The sequence below is a fragment of the Oceanirhabdus seepicola genome, from assembly GCF_023684385.1.
Taxonomy (GTDB): domain Bacteria; phylum Bacillota; class Clostridia; order Clostridiales; family Clostridiaceae; genus Oceanirhabdus; species Oceanirhabdus seepicola.
In genome coordinates this window covers 1,542,085-1,560,792 of sequence record NZ_JAGSOJ010000001.1, presented here as the reverse complement: position 1 = coordinate 1,560,792, position 18,708 = coordinate 1,542,085, and the positions used below count along the sequence as shown (strand labels likewise).

Here is an 18,708-nt window from a genome sequence, read left to right as displayed (position 1 = left end):
AGCTCTTTATTCTAAAGAATTTTTAAAGCCATAACTCGTTATAATACCAATTATGGCTTAGTTTTGTTCTTTTAATACGGTTTTCCTTTAAAATACCTAAGTGGCTCTAAAGCAGGCCCTTCTAATATTTCACCTTTAAAGTTGAAGCGTGAGCCGTGACAAGGACAGTCCCAAGTTCTTTCTGCACAATTCCAAGTGAGCTCGCATCCAAGGTGAGTACAAGTAATATCTACAAGGTGAAGGGTTCCTTCAGTATCTTTATAAGCTCCATATTTTTCCCCATCAATACTTACAGTTTTTCCTTCATCTCTATCTAGTTTAAGATTTCCTGAATTAATTTTTAACTTACCTTTTACCAATTCTTTAGCAGTATCAAGGTTTTCAATAATAAAATTCTTAATTGATGGTGGGGTTATATGTCTTGAAGGACAAAATAAATCTTCATAGGGACTTGAACCTTTTACTATCATATCTCTTATCATTATTGCAGCATTAGTTCCACCGCTCATTCCCCACTTACCAAAGCCTGTTGCTACATAAATATTTTCTGATGAAGATTTTAATTTTCCTATATAGGGTACTCTATCTATGGTTATATAATCTTGAGTAGACCATCTATAAAGTTCCTTATCTATAGCGAAGAGGTCAGTAGCAAAATTATTTAAAGCATTAAAATGAAACTCAGTTTCTTTTCCTTCTCCTGTTTTATGACTTTCTCCACCTATCAAAATCAGTTGTTTCTCTTGATCATTTTGGCGACGAAGAGATCTTTTAGGGTCTTCAGCAGATATAAACATTCCTCTTGGAAAGTCATATTTTGCTGTAACACCAATTAGATATGAACGCTCAGGTCTAAGTCGTGTAAAGTATTTTGCTGAGCCATCATAGCATGGAAAATGAGAAGCTGAAAGTACCTTGTCACTTTTGATTTTTATTCCATCTTCCGTAGTTAATGTTACTATAGACCCTTCTTCTAAATCAACAATTCTAGTATCTTCATATATAAGGCCGCCAAGGGAAACAAACTCTTTTGCTAAAGCAAGAAGATATTTTCTAGGGTGAAATTGAGCTTGATCTCTAAATTCTATTGAGGCTTTTATAGGAAGTGATAGAAGGAATGTTCCCTTAAAATGAGGATTTAAACCTAATTTATGGCAAGCCTCAAGCTCTCTTTCGATTTTTGAAACATAATTATCCTGAAGTGTATAAACATAAGATGGCAAAACTTCAAGATTACAGTTAATATTATTCTTTTCAATTTTATCTACTATGAATTCTAAAGCCTTTTCATTAGCTTCCCCATACTGCTGTGCTTTTTCAAATCCAAAGGTTTTAATTAAATAATCATATATAAGATTATGTTGAGAGGTTATCTTTGCTGTAGTGTGTCCAGAAGCACCTTTTATGATTTTATTACCTTCAAAAAGAGCTACTTTAAAACCTTCTTTTTGAAGAAGTAGTGCGCTGGTAATACCAACTATACCACCACCTATTATAGCTATATCTATGGTTAAATCTTCTTTTAGTGAAGGATATTTTGTTTCTTCTGTAGAGTCTATCCAATAGGATCTTGTGAAATTCATTTATCATCACTCCTTTGCCTTTTTAGTTTTTGTTATCTAGGGAGTAATATTCACTGATAATTAATAAACTTTCAAGGAGAGTATAGAAAAATCTAAAATAGTAACTATTATAAAAAATAATGGCAAAAAACTAAAAATAATTACATAGTTAAGTTTTAGTTAAAGAGGGAAGGAGAAAAGTTACATGCTCTAAGCTTCAACAAGTAAAGGAAATATTGATTTACAAATATTGTTTTTATAGTAACTTAATGCTAACATCTATAATATAAGAATCGATAATTGAAATTTAAACACAAAGATTGGTTATGAGAGTTTTCTTGAAAAGGATAGAATTGAAGTATTGAAGATTTATATTGATTAGTAGAGAAGAAATATCAAGTGTTTTTATCAAAGTGAAACGATATGTTAAAGGGGATGTTTTTATGAAAAAATACAGCATCATGATTATTATGTGTTTATTATTAATTTCTTGTAGTAGCTCGAATGGTTCTGCTTCAACCGCAAAAAAAAACACGAATAAATCTGAACTTGTTTTATATGAGCATGAGGGGGACATAAACTATAAAATTTATAATAATAAGATGGTTGATACATATATTATAGCTTCAGCTTTGTATTTGGATTTTAAGAGCGATAGGTTGCTTCCAGATACAGATAGGTATCCTTTGTATATAAAAGCTAAGGAGTATTTTACTCCATATAGAGATCATCCGTTTATTCAGGAATTTTCAGAATATTTGTGGTATGATGATATTAATTCGGATGTTATAACTATACTTCTTAATCTTTCAAATGATTATAAGTTAGAAAATAATATTGAAGTCGACCAAGTAAGTTATACTTTTTCAAATAAAGAGGAAATAGAAAAATTTATAAAAGATTTTAAAAAGTTTTATGAAGATACAAAGGCAGAAGAATTCCTTAATAGTAATTCTGAAATATATTTATCTATGAAAGAATACTATAATAATAATAGAGACAAAGCAGATATTAGTATATTACTAAAAGAAATGGAAAGTTACATAGGAGTAAATGAGAAAATCACAAAAACAATTAATTATCAAACAGTAGTTACTCCTTGGAGACCTTTCATGGGATCTTTTTTCCAAACAGATACAGAAGATAAAGTTACACTATACAGTTTTCAATCTTTATTAAATTATAACTCAAGAAATCTAGAAGATTATGATATAGAACAAAGTGTTTCAACTGAGGTTCATGAGTTTTTACATTTCTTTGTAAACAAGCCGGTAAAGGATAATAATTTTATCATTGATAAATTTAATCAATTTTCAAACAAGGAAGAACTTGTAGAATCATCTTTATATTCAAGTATGCCTTGGAACAGAATTACAGATGAATATTTTGTAAGAGCGATACAAGGAAGAATTTATAGAAATGTATATGATGAAAAAAAAGCAAGACATACTATTTTAGATAAAGAATTATTATATGGTGGATTTCATTACTTAAATGGGATATATGAAAAGTTAGAAGAATATGAAAATAACAGAGAAAAATATAAAAGTATAGACTCTTTTGTTCCAATTTTGATTGAAGAACTTTTTAGTAATGGAAAATAACTAAATAGATAGTTCATAATTAAGCATCGGTTTTTTTTAATAAACCGATGCTTAATTTTTTTACTCTATAGCAAATTATAAATTTTTGAATATGTGGATAAGTTATTGAATATATTTTGGTATTTATTTTTACGATGTTATATGATTCTATAGAAACATTTATTCACCGATAATGAATAAACTAAGCTTTTTTAGAGAGTATAATAAATAGTTTTCTAAGGAGGCATTTATGATAAGAAAAATTAGAAATCCCGATCTGTACCATGGAGCTAAAAAGAAGAGAGACTTTTGATACCTTTAGTTGAAGAGAATATTAAAGGGCAAGTACAACTTGAACTTCGAGATATAGAAAGTTCAAAGGTAATTTACAGTGGAAAGGGAAAAAGTACAGGAATAGAATATGGTGGAGAGATGATGAAATTATAAAAGCGAATAATTAGCTAAAAAAAATATTTAATATACGAGTTAGTACGAAAATAAAATTAAATAGTTGACACAATGTTAAGAAATTGTTATTATAAGGCTATAAAATAAAACTTTAGTTTGTTAAAGATTATCACATGACTGGCGGAAGTGGAATTAACCACAGGGAGTGTGATTTGAATAAATGCCGACCGCCTGGGCAAAGATATGTCCGGGTGGTTTTTTGTTGTTTTTTATTCTTTATGGAAGTGAAAATTTCTAAAAAGTTATATTGGAAAGTACCGGACTTTATAAAAAAGTTTAGGAGGCGTTAGTTATGTTAAAAAGAGAATGGACAGGATTTAATGAAGGTAATTGGCAAGAGGAAATAGATGTGAGAGATTTTATTATTAAGAACTACACTCCATATGATGGAGATGAAAGTTTCTTAGCTGAACCTACTGAAAAGACTAATAAGGTTTGGGAAAAAGCTCATGATTTAATAATTAAAGAAATTAAAGAAGGAATAATCGATGTTGAGGTTAATAAAGTTGCAGGAATAAATAACTTTGAACCAGGTTATATAGATAAAGAAAATGAGACAATCATTGGGTTTCAAACAGATGAACCATTAAAGAGAATAATAAATCCTTACGGTGGATATAGAATGGTAGAAAACTCTTTAAAGGCATATGGATTTGAGATTAACCCTGAGATACCTAGACATTTTAATGAATATAGAAAAACTCATAACCAAGGGGTATTTGATGCTTACACTAAAGAAACAAAATTAGCAAGAACTGTTGGACTTTTAACTGGTCTTCCAGATGCATATGGTAGAGGAAGAATCATAGGTGACTACAGAAGAATAGCTCTTTACGGTATAGATTTTTTAATGGAGAAAAAAAAGCAAGATTTAGCTAAAGCTACTGGAGCAGCTAGTGAAGAGTTAATAAGACATAGAGAAGAACTTTCAATGCAAATTAGAGCATTACATGAAATTAAAGAAATGGCTGCTACTTATGGTATAGATATTTCTAAACCAGCTACAAATGCACAAGAAGCTGTTCAATTCTTATATTTTGGATACTTAGCTGGGGTTAAAGAAAACAACGGTGCTGCTATGTCTCTTGGTAGAAATACAGCATTCTTAGATTGTTTCATAGAAAGAGATCTTAAGAGTGGAGTGTTAAATGAAGAGGAGGCTCAAGGACTTATTGATCAATTTGTTATCAAATTAAGATTAGTAAGACACTTAAGAACACCTGAATACAATGATTTATTTGCTGGGGATCCTAACTGGATTACAGAGGTTATCGGTGGTATAGGGATTAATGGTAAGCACCACGTAACTAAAACTTCTTATAGATTCTTACACACATTAACTAACTTAAGCCCGGCTCCAGAACCAAACATGACTATATTATGGTCTGAAAATTTACCTGAAAGATTTAAGAAATACTGTGCTTACATGTCTATCAAGACAGATGCAATTCAGTATGAGAATGATGATATAATGAGACCAATTTACGGTGATGACTACGCAATTGCTTGCTGTGTATCAGCAATGCAAGTTGGTAAGGAAATGCAATTCTTCGGAGCAAGAACTAACCTTGCAAAAGCCCTTCTATACGCAATCAATGGTGGTGTAGAAGAAATTAAACTTGATAAGCAAGGTAATAGAATTACTGTTATACCGGGAATAGAAAGAATGGAAGAAGAGATTCTTGACTTTAAAAAAGTTAAGAAGAGTTTCTGGAAGGTTATGGAGTATATTGCAGAGTTATATGTAAATACAATGAATACTATCCACTATATGCATGATAAGTACGCTTATGAAGCAGGACAATTAGCACTGCACGACTCAGAGGTGCATAGATATATGGCATTTGGTATAGCAGGTATCTCTATTGTAGCTGATAGCTTAAGTGCTTTAAAGTATGCTAAAGTTAAACCAATTAGAAATGAAGAAGGAATAGCTGTTGATTTTGAAATTCAAGGTGACTTCCCTAAATACGGTAATGATGATGACCGAGTTGATGATTTAGCAGTAATGGTTGTTAAGAAGTTTACTACTGAACTTAAGAAGCATAAAACATACAGAAATGCTGAACACACTCTATCAGCTTTAACAATTACATCTAATGTAGTCTACGGTAAGAAGACAGGTGCTACACCAGATGGAAGAAAAGCTGGCGAGCCTTTAGCACCAGGAGCTAACCCAATGCATGGAAGAGATGAAAATGGTGCTTTAGCTTCATTAAACTCTGTAGCAAAAATCCCTTATAGAGAGTGGTGCCAAGATGGTATCTCTAATACTTTCTCAATTGTACCTGAAGCATTAGGTAAGAAAGAAGAGGATAGAATAAATAACTTAGTATTTATCCTAGATGGATATTTTTCTCAAAGTGCATTCCACTTAAATGTTAATGTATTAAACAGAAAAACATTAATAGATGCTATGGAAAACCCAGAAAAATATCCAACATTGACTATTAGAGTTTCAGGATATGCAGTTAATTTCAATAGATTAACTAAAGCTCAACAGCTTGAGGTAATCAGCAGAACATTCCACGATACTATGTAAATAAGGGGGAGTGCTTTATGAAGGGAAGAATACATTCTATAGAAACATTAGGGCTTAATGATGGTCCGGGTATAAGGTTTGTAGTATTTTTTCAAGGGTGTAAGTTAAGATGTGCTTACTGTCATAATCCTGATACATGGAATTTGAATGAAGGAAAAGAGGTAACTCCAGAAGAACTTTTACAGAAGGCATTAAGATTCAAACACTATTTTGATAGGTCTGGAGGGGGAATCACATGCTCTGGTGGTGATCCACTTCTACAGCCTGAATTTCTAATAAAGTTTCTTAAGCTTTGTAAAGAACATGGATTGCATACTGCTATAGATACAGCTGGATTCGGTTTAGGGAATTATGAAGAAATCTTAAAATATACTGATTTAGCAATCCTTGATGTTAAACATGTGAACAGAAAAGGATATAAGGAACTTGTTAGAGGGGATATTAACGAGTTTAAAAAGTTTGCTGAAGATTTGAAGAAATCCAATGTAAACCTATGGATTAGACATGTAGTTGTACCAGGAATAACTGATGGGGATAACCATTTAAAGCAGTTGAAAAGTTTGATTGATGAATTTGAAAATGTGGAAAAAGTTGAACTTCTTCCTTATCATACTCTTGGTGTAAATAAATATGAGACTATGGGTATACCATACAGACTACAGGGAATTAAACCTATGTGTAGAGAGAAAATTAAGAAAATGGAAGATAGATTTGTAAGTGTTTAATAGATAAATAAATAAAATTCTAAAGATAGAAAACAAAGTCAAAATAATATATTGTAACTTTGTAAACAAACTCAGCCAGCTCATTAAGAGAAGGTTGTGTTTGTTTTTATATTTACAAAATTAATAATAATTGATAAAATGTGTATATTGATAAATATGAGAGAGGGAGAAAATGAAATACGAAATTATTTATGATATTATTATGACTTTGTTTGGATTAAGTTTTTCAGGGTATCTGATTTATATTGGTATAAGACAGATTAAAAGAGTTCCATTTATAATTAGAGGAATTAGTTCACGAGCAGCAAGAGTACTGCCCGTGTTTATGATTTTTTCTTCACAAGTTATTGGAGAGGAATTTGACATGTTTTTATCAGTAACTGCTCTTTGTTTGATGATTCTATTTTTTATATTTTTGTATATAGATTATAAAAAGTTTTACCAATTGTATATTTATAATATTGATGAAGAAACACTTGAAGGTTTATTAGAACAATATTTTGAAGATAAGGGTTTTAAGTATAAACTCATTGATGACTCATCAGTATTTGATTCATTTTATAATGAAATAAGAATTTATAAATCAAAGTCTAAGAAAAACATTGGGGTTTTAAAAAGCGATTTTGAGAAGTATATAAATCATATGAAATGCAAGAAATTTAGAGTTATGGGATTGGTAAATATACTATTTGGTCTTGCTTTTTTGATTTTTATCATACATATATTAATTAAATTTTATATTTGATAATAGTTCATGTGAAGATATATTAATAACATAGGTATGAAATCAAAATTACCTCATATTAAACAATGAATACGGTAAGTTTTAAACTTAGAGCCCAGTACTATTTGATTAAATAGTACTGGGCTTTAAGTTATATTAGTCTTCAGAAGATGGAATATTTTTTGAAAATGCAAGATGATTTTCTCCCCAATCATGTAAAGTTTTAAATATTGGACACAGTGTTTCTCCATACTCAGTAAGGGAATATTCAACTTTCGGTGGGATGACATTATGAACTGTACGATGAATAATTCCATCCTGTTCTAATTCACGTAATTGCTGAACAAGCATTTTTTTTGTGATTTCTGGAATGGCACGATTTAGTTCATTAAATCTCATTGGATTAGGATGTATATTCCATAGTATACTGGCCTTCCATTTACCTCCAATAACTGATAGGGAGGCTTTAACATAGTCTTTGTTGAATTTTTCCATTGGTTCCTCCTAGATGAGTGGTATCATTTTAGATACTAGGTGACAAAAAAGTGCCTAGTTGATTTATTGATACTTACAAACTATCATAAATTATATTACTAGTCAAAATATTTTGTGTGGAGGGATAATATGAAAAGATATGATGTAGTTATTTTAGGAAGTGGTCCAGCTGGTTTAGAAGTTTCAAATATGTTAAGTCATACAGATAAAAGTATTTGTATCATTGAAAAGTTTGAAGAAAATTTTGGTGGGACATGCGTTAATCAGGGATGTATGCCAACAAAAGCACTTGTGAAATCAGCTGAAATAGTTGAAATGGCTAATAAAGCAGAGATGTTTGGAGTAGAAATCCCAAATGTTAATCCTAATATGAAAAAAATTAGTGGTATACTAAATAAAACTACTGAGATGTTAAGTGGATTTCATATGTCTAGCCAAAAGAGTGAAATAATTTTTGGACATGGAAGATTTGTAGATGCTAATCATATTGAAGTAAGTAAGAGTGATGGAAGTAACGAAGTTATTTTTGGTAATGAAATTGTAATTGCAACAGGGTCTAGAGCTAGATTATTACCTAATATTCATGTTGATGGTAAATATGTATGTACAAGTGATGAACTGTTAAAAAATGATGAAATACCAAAGTCGTTACTTGTAATAGGTGGAGGAGTAATAGGTTGTGAATTTGCTTCTATATATTCAAGATTAGGTACAGAAGTTATGATGGTGGAGATGTCAGATTATATTATGCCAGCTGAAGATATAGATACTAGCGTAATGGTTAAAGAAATATTTTCTAACAGAGAAATAGAAGTTCATACCTCAACATGTGTTAAGAAAGTTGAAATTGTGGACAATAAAGTTAATTGTTATTTTGATGGAGCAATTAATGAGGAGCGCATATTCGATAAAGTTCTATTAAGTATAGGAAGAGTACCAAATATTGATGAACTCAATCTTGAAAAAGCAGGGGTTGAAACTGAAAATGGGTTTATTAAAGTTAATGAATATTTACAATCAACAAAAGATAATATATATGGTGTAGGGGATGTGGTACCAACATTAATGCTTGCTCATACAGCTGTGTATGAAAGTATGATAGTTTCAAGTAACATTATGAATGAAAAAAGCAAGAAATATGAGAATTTTACTGCACCAAGAGTTGTTTATACATCTCCTGAAATTGCTTCAGTTGGATTAACAGAAAGACAAGCTAAGGGAGAAGAAGAAATTAAAGTAATTAACTTCCCTATGAGGATGAACGGAAAAGCTATTTTAGAGAAAGCGACGGAAGGAAGATTAAAGCTTATCTTGGATAAGAAAACAGAAGTAATACTTGGTGCGAATATTATTGGAAAGAATGCTACAGAGCTTATTCATGAATTGGCTTTAGCAGTAAGACACAAGTTGACTCTTTCTGATCTAAGAGAGACAGTGCATGCTCATCCAACTCTTGCTGAAATTATTTGGTTTGCTACTTTTAAAGGCTAAATATAAAAATAATTATTCATTATTGAATCATAAATAAAACTAAAAGGGAGTAGTGCTTGTACTCCCTTTCTAGTGGTTACTCTTTTATAACTTCTTTTAATTTTTCCAATTGCGGATCACGTCCATTTATTATATCCTCTATTGTTGTATAAACAATTATATCTGGAGTTAAACAATTTTCGGGATCATTAGCTGTATTAGGTCTTTTCCAATTTTTAAATGATACTTGATAATCATACTTAGAGTTAGGTAATTTAAACTGAAGACAATCACCATAACTTGAAGGTTGATTCCCTGTTGGCTCACCTATTATTTTTCCTATATTATTATCTCTAAAGACTACAGCGAAGTCGTTTGCAGAACTAAATGTAAATGGTGATGTTATTGCATATACAGTTCCTTTAAATATCATCTCTGTAACTCCAATTTTTCTATTATTGATTTTATTGACAGAATGGGATTTGTACCCAGATAATTTTTCAGAAGGTCTTTGATTACGAGCCTCAGATGAATATCTAATTTCACTGGAATAACCAAAATAGTTATCAACATCTAAATATTGAATAAATTCATTTATTACACGTGAATTTCCACCTGTATTCTCTCTAAGGTCAATAGCTATATTTTGTATATTGTTTTTTAATACTTCCTGGAAAAAATCATTTAATCCCTCTTTATATTCATCATTGTAATTACAATGATCTAATTTAAAGATACCTAGTGAATTTTCATTATCTATGGTAAAGCTTACCCATTTTTCATGTATAAATGATTCATCCATTAGGGAATCAGTTTTGGAGGTATTAATTGCTATTAAAGGTAGTTTTATTTCCATTTTTTTATCTTTTCTCTGTATCTTTACATTGACATAATTATCTTCTATTATATTTAAATATCTTAAGTAAGGTTCTTTTATAATATTTAAGCTTCCAATTGATTTTATCCAATTATCATTTTCAGCAGGGGTTAATTTTGATAGTTCTATTAATAAGTCTTCAGTTTTTTTCCCTCCCAATGAAAGTATCTTATCTCCTTTTTGTAATTCACCAATACTTTCTTTAACATACAATCCATCACGGAGCCAAACGGGAAATAAATCAATAATAGTATCTTCACCATTCAGATTCAGGTAGATATTTGTATGAGCATCTTTAAATGAGCATACAATCTCATTTGCTATAAAATAAAACGCTCCTATTTTCAGAGGTTCTTTTATCTGTTCATAAGCTGTATTAATTATATTTAGCTGTTCTTCAGAAAACCCATTATAGGTTTTAGGATGTACATTCTCTAAAGTTTCAACTAAAAAATCTAAATCTTCTTTCATTTCCTTGTGTGAAAGTATAGTATTTGTATTTTGCTTTTTTTCTTTATCACTATTACCTTTTTGTTTGTTTTCTTTTGAAGTATTAGTTACTTTAGTTTCTTTTTTTCTTTCAGTATTTCCTAAGTTTGTACTATTCTTTGGGGAACATCCTAATAGATTAAAAGATAACATTACTGTAATAGTGAATAATACAAATTTCTTTAGTTTCATTTTTAAAGCCTCCTCTATAATTCTAATATGATTAAGGTGTTTGATTATACCTATAATTGAACTTTATATGTAATAATACATTAAATGGTAAGATTATACAATAAAAGTTATGTGCATTAGGTGGATATTAGGGAAAATGGATTCTAGTAATAGAGACATCTCATTATGAAGAGTCTTTAATAGGTTTGTTAATGATTTAACAAATAGAGAAAAATAACGTGTAACTTCATATTATTAATCAGAAAAAAACGTATCAAAAAATAGACAATAAGGTATTAAAAAACTTTTAGAAAATTGCGAATTATTTATAACTACTTGAAATTCTATGAGTTATTATATATCATATATCTTATAATATATAATTCATATATTATAAGATATACTATTTATTATATATGATATACAAATAGAAAGTTAATTGGATGGTTATAGAAGCCTGTAGAATTAATGTTATATATATATAAGTTATCCAAATTGGTGAACTAAATAATACATGGAAGGTGAAAAAATATGAAGGTACTAGTAATTAATTGTGGAAGTTCTTCTCTAAAGTATCAACTTATTAATATGGAAAATGAAAGTTGTTTAGCTCAAGGTTTAATTGAGAGAATAGGTACTGAAGGATCAGGTTTAACTCAAAAGGTAGAAGGTAGAGAAAAATACATAGTAAAACAATACATGAAGGACCATAAAGATGCAATTAAAATAGTTCTTGACACGCTAGTAGATGAAACTAATGGAGTAATTAAAAATGTAGAGGAAATTTCATCAGTAGGACATAGAGTTGTTCATGGTGGAGAATACTATTCTAGCTCTGTAGTTATTGATGAAAAAGTAATACAAGCATTAGAAGAGTGTTCAAAATTAGCACCACTACATAATCCACCAAACATTATTGGGATTAATGCATGCAAAGCCCTTATGCCTAACACTCCAATGGTAGCAGTATTTGATACAGCATTTCATCAGACAATGCCAGACCATTCATATATTTATCCTCTTCCATATGAATTATATGAGGATCATAAGATAAGAAAATATGGTTTCCACGGAACATCTCATAAATATGTTTCACAAGTAGCGGCAGAAATGATGGGCAAAGATATTAAAGATTTAAAAATCATTTCATGTCATTTAGGAAATGGAGCAAGTATTTGTGCAATTGATGGTGGTAAATCTATTGATACAACTATGGGCTTTACACCACTTGCTGGACTGGCAATGGGAACAAGAGCAGGAGATATAGACCCTGCAATTGTAACATACTTGATGCAAGAATTAGATTTAACTCCAGCACAAGTATCAGACTTAATGAACAAAAAATCAGGAGTACTAGGGGTTTCAGGTATAAGTAGTGACTTTAGAGATCTTAAGGCAGCCGCTGAAGGAAACAAAAGAGCACAATTATCATTAGATGTATTCCATTATAGAATTAAAAAATTCATCTCTAGTTACGCAGGTGCTTTAGGTGGAGTGGATTGTATAATTTTCACTGCTGGTATTGGTGAAAACTCATCAGATGCTAGAGAAGCAAGTTGTGAAGGTTTAGAGTTCTTAGGAGTAAGAATAGATAAAGAAAAGAACAATGTTGCAGGTAAAGTAGCAGAAATCAGTGCAGAAGAGTCAATTGTAAAAGTATTTGCAATTCCAACAAATGAAGAGTTAATGATAGCTAGAGATACTAAGGAACTTTGTCAATTATAAAAGATATATTAATGATAGAATCATTGAAAACCACGATAGAGATATCGTGGTTTTTATTTATACATGCAAACTGCACGTCTAACCAGTTTATCTAAATGTTCAAAAACATGCCCATCGCAATGTGTACATACCGAAACATGTATAACATCATAAAGTTTCATTAACTGCTTTATAATCTGTTCTAGTCTATCATCTTTATTTACTAGAAGATAAACCTGGCTTAGGGAACCATCATCGATTCTACTGCAAAGGATTCCTTCAAGGTTAAAAGCACGCCTTGCAAAGAGATTGGTAATGTGGGACATTACTCCAGCAGTATTGTTTACCGTTAATATGATAACACAGTAATAATTCATTGCATTAACCCCCAATCATTTCATAGTTACCTGCTCCAGGAGAAACCATAGGGAATACGTTTTCTTCCGGATTAATTAGTACATCAATTACATACGGACCAGTCTCAGAAACTACCATCTGTATATGTTGCATAGAACTAAGTACATTTGCATCCAAACGAACACCTTTTATTCCAAATGCCTTGCTGACTGCAGCAAAGTCAGGAATTGTTTTAAATTTACTTGCAATATAATTTCCACTGTAAAAAAGCTCTTGCTGTTGTCTTACAAGACCTAGGCAGCCATTGTTGAGTACTATGACCTTAACATTAAGGTTAAGATCCGAAAGTGTTGCCAAGTCATGAATATTCATCAGCAAAGACCCATCTCCGCTGAAACAAACAACACGTTTTTCAGGGTTAGCAATCGCAGCTCCGATTGCTGCTGGTAGTCCGAATCCCATGGTACCAAGTCCGCCTGATGTAAGCAGTGTTCTAGGTTTCATAAATGGATATACCTGAGCTACCCACATCTGATGCTGTCCTACATCGGTAGTTATAATGGTATCTTCATCTAGAAAACTAGCAGTATTTCTAATAATGTTAAGGGGATGCAAATAGTCTTGCTTTGGCGGCATTTTAAAAGGGTGTTTTTTTCTCATTTCATTAACAACTGAAAGCCATTCACGTCTACTATCGCTTTTTATATACGGCAGCATTTTCTGAATGATAATTCCAACATCTCCAACAACATGGCAGTCAGTTTTTTTGTTTTTATTTATCTCTGAAGGATCAATATCCATATGAATTACTTTTGCTTTAGGGCAAAACTTATTAAGGTTACCTGTTGCTCTATCATCAAACCGGACACCCAGTGAAATAAGCAAGTCGGTATCACGCATAATAAGATTGGTGTGCTTTGAGCCATGCATACCAAGCATTCCAAGGTATAATGGATCATCGGAAGGGTAGCATCCAAGCCCCATCAATGTGCATGTTACAGGAATACTATTCTTTTTTGCTAATGATTGTAGTGATTTCCACACATTAGAATGGATTAGCCCTCCACCAACATACAATATAGGCCTTTTTGAGTTATTTATCATTTCAATTGCAAGTTCCATATCAAATATATTTATTTGGTTCATAGGTTCTATAATTTCTTGAAAAACAGGCCAGTAATCAAATTCAACCTCTTGAAACTGAACATTTTTGGGTATATCTACTACAACAGGGCCAGGGCGGCCTGATTCTGCAATTTTGAAGGCTTCAGGTATGATGTATAAGAGGTCTCTAGCACACTTCACTAAAAAGTTATGTTTTGTAATAGGTACGGTAAGTCCGTAAGTGTCTATCTCTTGAAATGCATCTGTTCCTATTAAAGAAGAATTAACTTGCCCAGTGATTGCGACTATTGGCACTGAATCCATCTTTGCATCGGCAATGGCTGTTATCAGATTTGTTGCACCTGGTCCAGAAGTTGCAAAACAAACTGCTGCCTTACCGGTGCTTCTTGCTATTCCTTGGGCAATAAAGCCCCCCGCCTGTTCGTGACGTGCTAGAATATGGACTATTTTACTTTTATAAAGTGCATTATATATTGGAAGAATCGCTCCTCCCGGAATTCCCGTTATATATTCTATCCCTTGTCTTTCAAGTAATTTGATGATAATTTCGGCCCCACTATACTTCAAAAAAACATACCTCCTTTCTGCTTATTACATAATATGCGTATCTAATATATTAAAGAACATATCTATTAATATAGCAGTGTGGAGGAGGGAAAGTATATCTCTTGTCGATTTAAGGGGGCTCAGCAATAGTAGTTGCTGTTATTACTTTCTTATCATGTTTTTCTTTCTAAATTCACTTGGTGTCATTCCCATATATTTTTTGAACATTTTAGTATAGTAATACTGATGACTATAATTGAACATAACAGCTATATCAAGAATTGAATATTTAGAGCATTTTAGTAATTCTATAGATTTTTTGACTTTTATTCTATTAACATAGCTAGAAAAGTTCTCTCCTATTTCCTTTTTAAAGATATGAGATAAATGAGAATAAGAATACTTAAATTTATCTGATATGTCTTTTAAGTTCAAATCCTCTGTTATATGATCATGAATATAGTCTAATATAAGTTTTATGGACATGGTATATTTATTTTTTTCACTGGCTTCCTTTACAAGTCTTTGATAAACTACAATAATTTGATACATGTACCTTTTTACATCTTCTACACGAGTAAACTCTTCAACTTTCTCTATAAAATAATCACTATATGTGAAAGATATATTATCGTCAACACCTAAATCAATTGCTCCCCTACAAACTATTGTAATCATACATATTGCTATTGTTTTACTAGAACGCAAATGATCTTTGCTATTTAATGTAGGGATTAGGTAATTGGCCATTGACGTATATGAGAAATTATCTGATACTTCTAGTAAAATATCATGTATTATATTTTTCTCTAAATTATATGGATGATGTTTTATTAATGTTTGAATCTCAATATTAGGAATGGATATATTTTTGTCAGATGTAATATCATTTAAATACTTGTTTTTAATGGGGATATTTGATTTTGTTAAAACATCTAACATATTCTCAAGACTACTAATTTGAATTTGATTTATCATAGGAATAGTATCTAAATAATTACGAATATTAATCATAGGGGTAATACTTTCTTTTAAATTGATACCTAGATCAAAGGCATTAACGGTCTCAATATACTTCATTGGTCCAATGATATAGACCCCTAAAAAAGTTTTTTTACGATAGATACAATTAAAAATACATAGATCTTTATAGGTAGAAAAATATTCTTTAGAAGTATTCCTAATATTCAATTCCTTGGCGTAAGTAATGATTTTATTTATTAATTCATTATAATAACCCTCTATGGGTTGGGCGATTCTATTTCCTATTCTAAATACTTCTTCCATGCTTTCATCAAAAAAAGCTATAGGTAGTCCAGTTGAATAGTAAAAAGTATTTGCAATATTAATAACATGATCTTTTGATAATTTTCCTTCTGAATTAAAAAAAATAATAGCACCTCCAAAAACGTAAAAAAGTATTAAAGAGCAAAAAAAAGAATAAATTTACATTTATAAAAAGTATATAATTAAAAGTATAAAATGTAAACAAGGGGGAATTCTTTTGATAAATAAAATTCAAGAAATTTTAGCTCAAATTACATTAGAAGAAAAAGCATCTTTATGCTCTGGATTAGACTTTTGGACGACTCAACCTGTTGAACGTCTAGGGTTACCATCTATAATGGTAACTGATGGACCACATGGACTTAGAAAACAAAGCGGTGAATCAGATCATTTGGGATTAAATGCAAGTGTACCTGCTACTTGTTTTCCTTCTGGTGTAGGACTTGCTTCATCATGGGATAGAGATTTAATCGAAGAGGTTGGTGTGGCGCTCGGTAAGGAAGCTCATACGGAAAATGTTGCTGTCTTACTTGGACCTGCTGTTAATATCAAAAGATCGCCATTATGTGGAAGGAACTTTGAATATTTTTCTGAAGATCCTTATCTGGCATCGCAAATAGCAAAACATCATATCTTAGGTGTACAAAGTCAAGGTGTAGGTACATCAATTAAACACTTTGCTGCAAATAATCAAGAATTTAAAAGATTTTCAGTAGATACACTTGTGGATGAAAGAACTTTAAGAGAAATTTATTATGCAAGTTTTGAAACTGCTATAAAAGAAGCAAAGCCTTGGACAGTTATGTGTGCTTACAATAAGTTAAATGGTACTTATTGTTCTGAACATTATAACTTATTAACTGAAGTGTTAAGAGATGATTGGGGCTTTGAAGGCTTAGTAGTTTCAGATTGGGGTGCAGTAAATGATAGAGTAGAAGGTATTAAAGCTGGTATGGATTTGGAAATGCCAGGGAATGGTGGGCTCAATGATAAAAAAATTGTTGAAGCTGTTAAAAATGGAGAATTAGATGAGCAAGATCTTGATAAAGTAGTTACAAGAGTATTAAGGTTAGTATCTAGAAGTATAGAAAATGCCGATGAAACTGCAACATTTGATAAAGAAGCTCATAATGATTTAGCTAGAAAAGTTGCATCTGAATGTATGGTATTACTTAAAAATGAGGAGAAGATACTTCCATTAAATAAAAATCAAAAAGTTATGGTTGTGGGAGAATTAGCACAAAAAGCAAGATATCAAGGTGGGGGAAGTTCACATATTAATCCTACATTTTTAAATAATGCATTAGAAGAAATAAAAAAAGAAGCTGATGTGGCATTTGCTTTAGGGTATGTTTTAGATGAAGATGCACCTAATGCTGATTTAGAAGTTGAAGCTGTTAAATTAGCATTAGAAAATGATGTGGTTGTAGTATTCGCAGGTTTACCAGATAGATACGAGTCAGAAGGATATGATAGAGAGCATATGGATATGCCGGCAAATCAAATTCATCTAATTGAAACATTAAATAAAGCTAATAAAAATGTAGTTGTAGTATTATCTAATGGCTCTCCAATTGAAATTTCATGGTTAGATAACATAAAAGCGGTATTAGAAGGGTACTTAGGTGGTCAAGCTGGAGGCGGTGCAATAGCTGATATTTTGTATGGTAAAGTTAATCCATCTGGTAAATTAGCTGAAACTTTCCCAGTAAAATTACGACATAATCCATCTGCAATTAATTTCCCTGGAAAAGAAGATAAAGTAGAATATCATGAAGGATTATTTGTAGGTTATAGATATTATGATGCTAAAGATATAGAACCATTATTCCCATTTGGATATGGACTTAGCTATACAACATTTAAGTATACAGATATTAAAGTAGATAAAGAAGAATTTGAAGATACTGAAGAAGTTAAAGTTACTGTAAAAGTTAAAAACGTTGGAGATACTGTAGGTAAAGAAATTATACAATTATATGTTAGAGACATTGAGGCATGTGTAATAAGACCAGAAAAAGAATTAAAAGAATTTACTAAGGTTGAACTTCAACCAGGGGAAGAAAAAGAAGTTGAATTTATAATAAGTAAACGTGCTTTTGCTTATTATAATGTAGATATTAAAGACTGGTATGTAGAAACTGGAGAATTTGAAATTTTAGTAGGTGGATCATCTTCAGAATTACCTTTAAGTATAACAGTTAAAGTTAATTCTACAGTAGAAATTAAAAAAATCTTTACAGTAAATTCTACAATGGGAGCGATTATGGAGCATCCGGTAGGTTCTGCTATAGCGCAGCAAATGATTCAAGGATTTATTGGAGAAATGGATTTATCACAAGATGATTCTATGGGTAATATGATGGAAAATATGATGGAAAACATTACCCTAAGAGGTCTTGCTGCATTAAGTGGTGGTGCATTTACAGATGAAATGATACAAGGTTTATTGATGCAATTAAACGATTAGTTTTAAATCTGGGGCAAGGGTAAGGCAAATTGATAAGGGAGAATGAGTGACATTTCTTTTAGGGCGCGAGAAACGCGCCTTTTTTTACTCTATAGGAAATTATAAATTCATGA

Annotated in this window: 14 protein-coding genes and 1 riboswitch; of the genes, 8 read left to right on the top strand and 6 right to left on the bottom strand. The window is 31.1% G+C overall.

What is annotated here, in order from left to right; genetic code table 11:
• Positions 1-71: 71 nt before the first annotated feature.
• Complete coding sequence (locus tag KDK92_RS06885; protein WP_250858458.1) at positions 72-1,583, bottom strand: FAD-dependent oxidoreductase; 1,512 nt, start codon at positions 1,581-1,583, stop codon at positions 72-74.
• A 422-nt stretch (positions 1,584-2,005) separates the two neighbouring features.
• On the opposite strand from KDK92_RS06885, the gene KDK92_RS06880 reads away from it, so the two are divergent.
• The 5 genes from KDK92_RS06880 to KDK92_RS06860 all read left to right on the top strand — a co-directional run bounded on the left by KDK92_RS06880 (position 2,006) and on the right by KDK92_RS06860 (position 7,625).
• Positions 2,006-3,166, top strand: a complete 1,161-nt coding sequence (locus KDK92_RS06880) for a DUF4932 domain-containing protein (RefSeq protein ID WP_250858457.1) — start codon at positions 2,006-2,008, stop codon at positions 3,164-3,166.
• 288 nt (positions 3,167-3,454) lie between these two features.
• On the top strand, positions 3,455-3,592 hold the full coding sequence (locus tag KDK92_RS06875) for a hypothetical protein (RefSeq protein WP_250858456.1): 138 nt from the start codon (positions 3,455-3,457) through the stop codon (positions 3,590-3,592).
• Positions 3,593-3,716: 124 nt separating this feature from the next.
• A riboswitch (ZMP/ZTP riboswitch) is annotated at positions 3,717-3,797 on the top strand.
• A gap of 108 nt (positions 3,798-3,905) precedes the next feature.
• Positions 3,906-6,155 carry a formate C-acetyltransferase gene (pflB, locus tag KDK92_RS06870; protein WP_250858455.1) on the top strand — a complete coding sequence of 750 codons (2,250 nt, stop codon included), beginning with the start codon at positions 3,906-3,908 and terminating at the stop codon, positions 6,153-6,155.
• Between the two features lie 17 nt (positions 6,156-6,172).
• Positions 6,173-6,880, top strand: coding sequence for a pyruvate formate-lyase-activating protein (gene pflA / locus KDK92_RS06865; protein WP_250858454.1), 708 nt, complete (start codon positions 6,173-6,175; stop codon positions 6,878-6,880).
• Between the two features lie 172 nt (positions 6,881-7,052).
• On the top strand, positions 7,053-7,625 hold the full coding sequence (locus KDK92_RS06860; RefSeq protein ID WP_250858453.1) for a hypothetical protein: 573 nt from the start codon (positions 7,053-7,055) through the stop codon (positions 7,623-7,625).
• A gap of 135 nt (positions 7,626-7,760) precedes the next feature.
• Here KDK92_RS06860 and KDK92_RS06855 read toward each other — a convergent pair whose 3' ends face one another.
• Entirely contained in the window at positions 7,761-8,099 is a 339-nt protein-coding gene (locus KDK92_RS06855; protein WP_250858452.1) for a winged helix-turn-helix transcriptional regulator, read from the bottom strand.
• A gap of 129 nt (positions 8,100-8,228) precedes the next feature.
• Here KDK92_RS06855 and lpdA point away from each other — a divergent pair, with 129 nt between their 5' ends.
• Complete coding sequence (gene lpdA / locus KDK92_RS06850; RefSeq protein ID WP_250858451.1) at positions 8,229-9,590, top strand: dihydrolipoyl dehydrogenase; 1,362 nt, start codon at positions 8,229-8,231, stop codon at positions 9,588-9,590.
• 76 nt (positions 9,591-9,666) lie between these two features.
• On the opposite strand, the gene KDK92_RS06845 is transcribed toward lpdA, so the two are convergent.
• Positions 9,667-11,127 carry a S41 family peptidase gene (locus KDK92_RS06845; RefSeq protein ID WP_250858450.1) on the bottom strand — a complete coding sequence of 487 codons (1,461 nt, stop codon included), beginning with the start codon at positions 11,125-11,127 and terminating at the stop codon, positions 9,667-9,669.
• Between the two features lie 510 nt (positions 11,128-11,637).
• Here KDK92_RS06845 and KDK92_RS06840 point away from each other — a divergent pair.
• Positions 11,638-12,831: an acetate/propionate family kinase gene (locus tag KDK92_RS06840; protein ID WP_250858449.1), complete on the top strand. Its 1,194-nt coding sequence runs from the start codon at positions 11,638-11,640 to the stop codon at positions 12,829-12,831.
• A gap of 53 nt (positions 12,832-12,884) precedes the next feature.
• On the opposite strand, the gene KDK92_RS06835 is transcribed toward KDK92_RS06840, so the two are convergent.
• The 3 genes from KDK92_RS06835 to KDK92_RS06825 all read right to left on the bottom strand — a co-directional run bounded on the left by KDK92_RS06835 (position 12,885) and on the right by KDK92_RS06825 (position 16,125).
• Complete coding sequence (locus KDK92_RS06835) at positions 12,885-13,187, bottom strand: ACT domain-containing protein (RefSeq protein WP_250858448.1); 303 nt, start codon at positions 13,185-13,187, stop codon at positions 12,885-12,887.
• 4 nt (positions 13,188-13,191) lie between these two features.
• Positions 13,192-14,859 (bottom strand): biosynthetic-type acetolactate synthase large subunit, encoded by a 1,668-nt coding sequence (gene ilvB / locus KDK92_RS06830; RefSeq protein ID WP_250858447.1) that lies wholly within the window; start codon positions 14,857-14,859, stop codon positions 13,192-13,194.
• Positions 14,860-15,000: 141 nt separating this feature from the next.
• Positions 15,001-16,125 carry a helix-turn-helix domain-containing protein gene (locus tag KDK92_RS06825; RefSeq protein WP_250858446.1) on the bottom strand — a complete coding sequence of 375 codons (1,125 nt, stop codon included), beginning with the start codon at positions 16,123-16,125 and terminating at the stop codon, positions 15,001-15,003.
• Between the two features lie 217 nt (positions 16,126-16,342).
• Between KDK92_RS06825 and KDK92_RS06820 the strand changes: the two genes are divergently transcribed.
• Complete coding sequence (locus tag KDK92_RS06820; RefSeq protein ID WP_250858445.1) at positions 16,343-18,595, top strand: glycoside hydrolase family 3 C-terminal domain-containing protein; 2,253 nt, start codon at positions 16,343-16,345, stop codon at positions 18,593-18,595.
• The last annotated feature ends 113 nt before the right edge of the window (positions 18,596-18,708 follow it).

Excerpts from the sequence above, each read along its gene's own strand:
- KDK92_RS06885 (WP_250858458.1), bottom strand. The coding sequence starts at position 1,583 with ATGAATTTCACAAGATCCTATTGGATAGACTCTACAGAAGAAACAAAA.
- KDK92_RS06880 (WP_250858457.1), top strand. The coding sequence starts at position 2,006 with ATGAAAAAATACAGCATCATGATTATTATGTGTTTATTATTAATTTCT.
- pflB (WP_250858455.1), top strand. The coding sequence starts at position 3,906 with ATGTTAAAAAGAGAATGGACAGGATTTAATGAAGGTAATTGGCAAGAG.
- pflA (WP_250858454.1), top strand. The coding sequence starts at position 6,173 with ATGAAGGGAAGAATACATTCTATAGAAACATTAGGGCTTAATGATGGT.
- KDK92_RS06860 (WP_250858453.1), top strand. The coding sequence starts at position 7,053 with ATGAAATACGAAATTATTTATGATATTATTATGACTTTGTTTGGATTA.
- KDK92_RS06855 (WP_250858452.1), bottom strand. The coding sequence starts at position 8,099 with ATGGAAAAATTCAACAAAGACTATGTTAAAGCCTCCCTATCAGTTATT.
- lpdA (WP_250858451.1), top strand. The coding sequence starts at position 8,229 with ATGAAAAGATATGATGTAGTTATTTTAGGAAGTGGTCCAGCTGGTTTA.
- KDK92_RS06845 (WP_250858450.1), bottom strand. The coding sequence starts at position 11,127 with ATGAAACTAAAGAAATTTGTATTATTCACTATTACAGTAATGTTATCT.
- KDK92_RS06840 (WP_250858449.1), top strand. The coding sequence starts at position 11,638 with ATGAAGGTACTAGTAATTAATTGTGGAAGTTCTTCTCTAAAGTATCAA.
- KDK92_RS06835 (WP_250858448.1), bottom strand. The coding sequence starts at position 13,187 with ATGAATTATTACTGTGTTATCATATTAACGGTAAACAATACTGCTGGA.
- KDK92_RS06825 (WP_250858446.1), bottom strand. The coding sequence starts at position 16,125 with ATGGAAGAAGTATTTAGAATAGGAAATAGAATCGCCCAACCCATAGAG.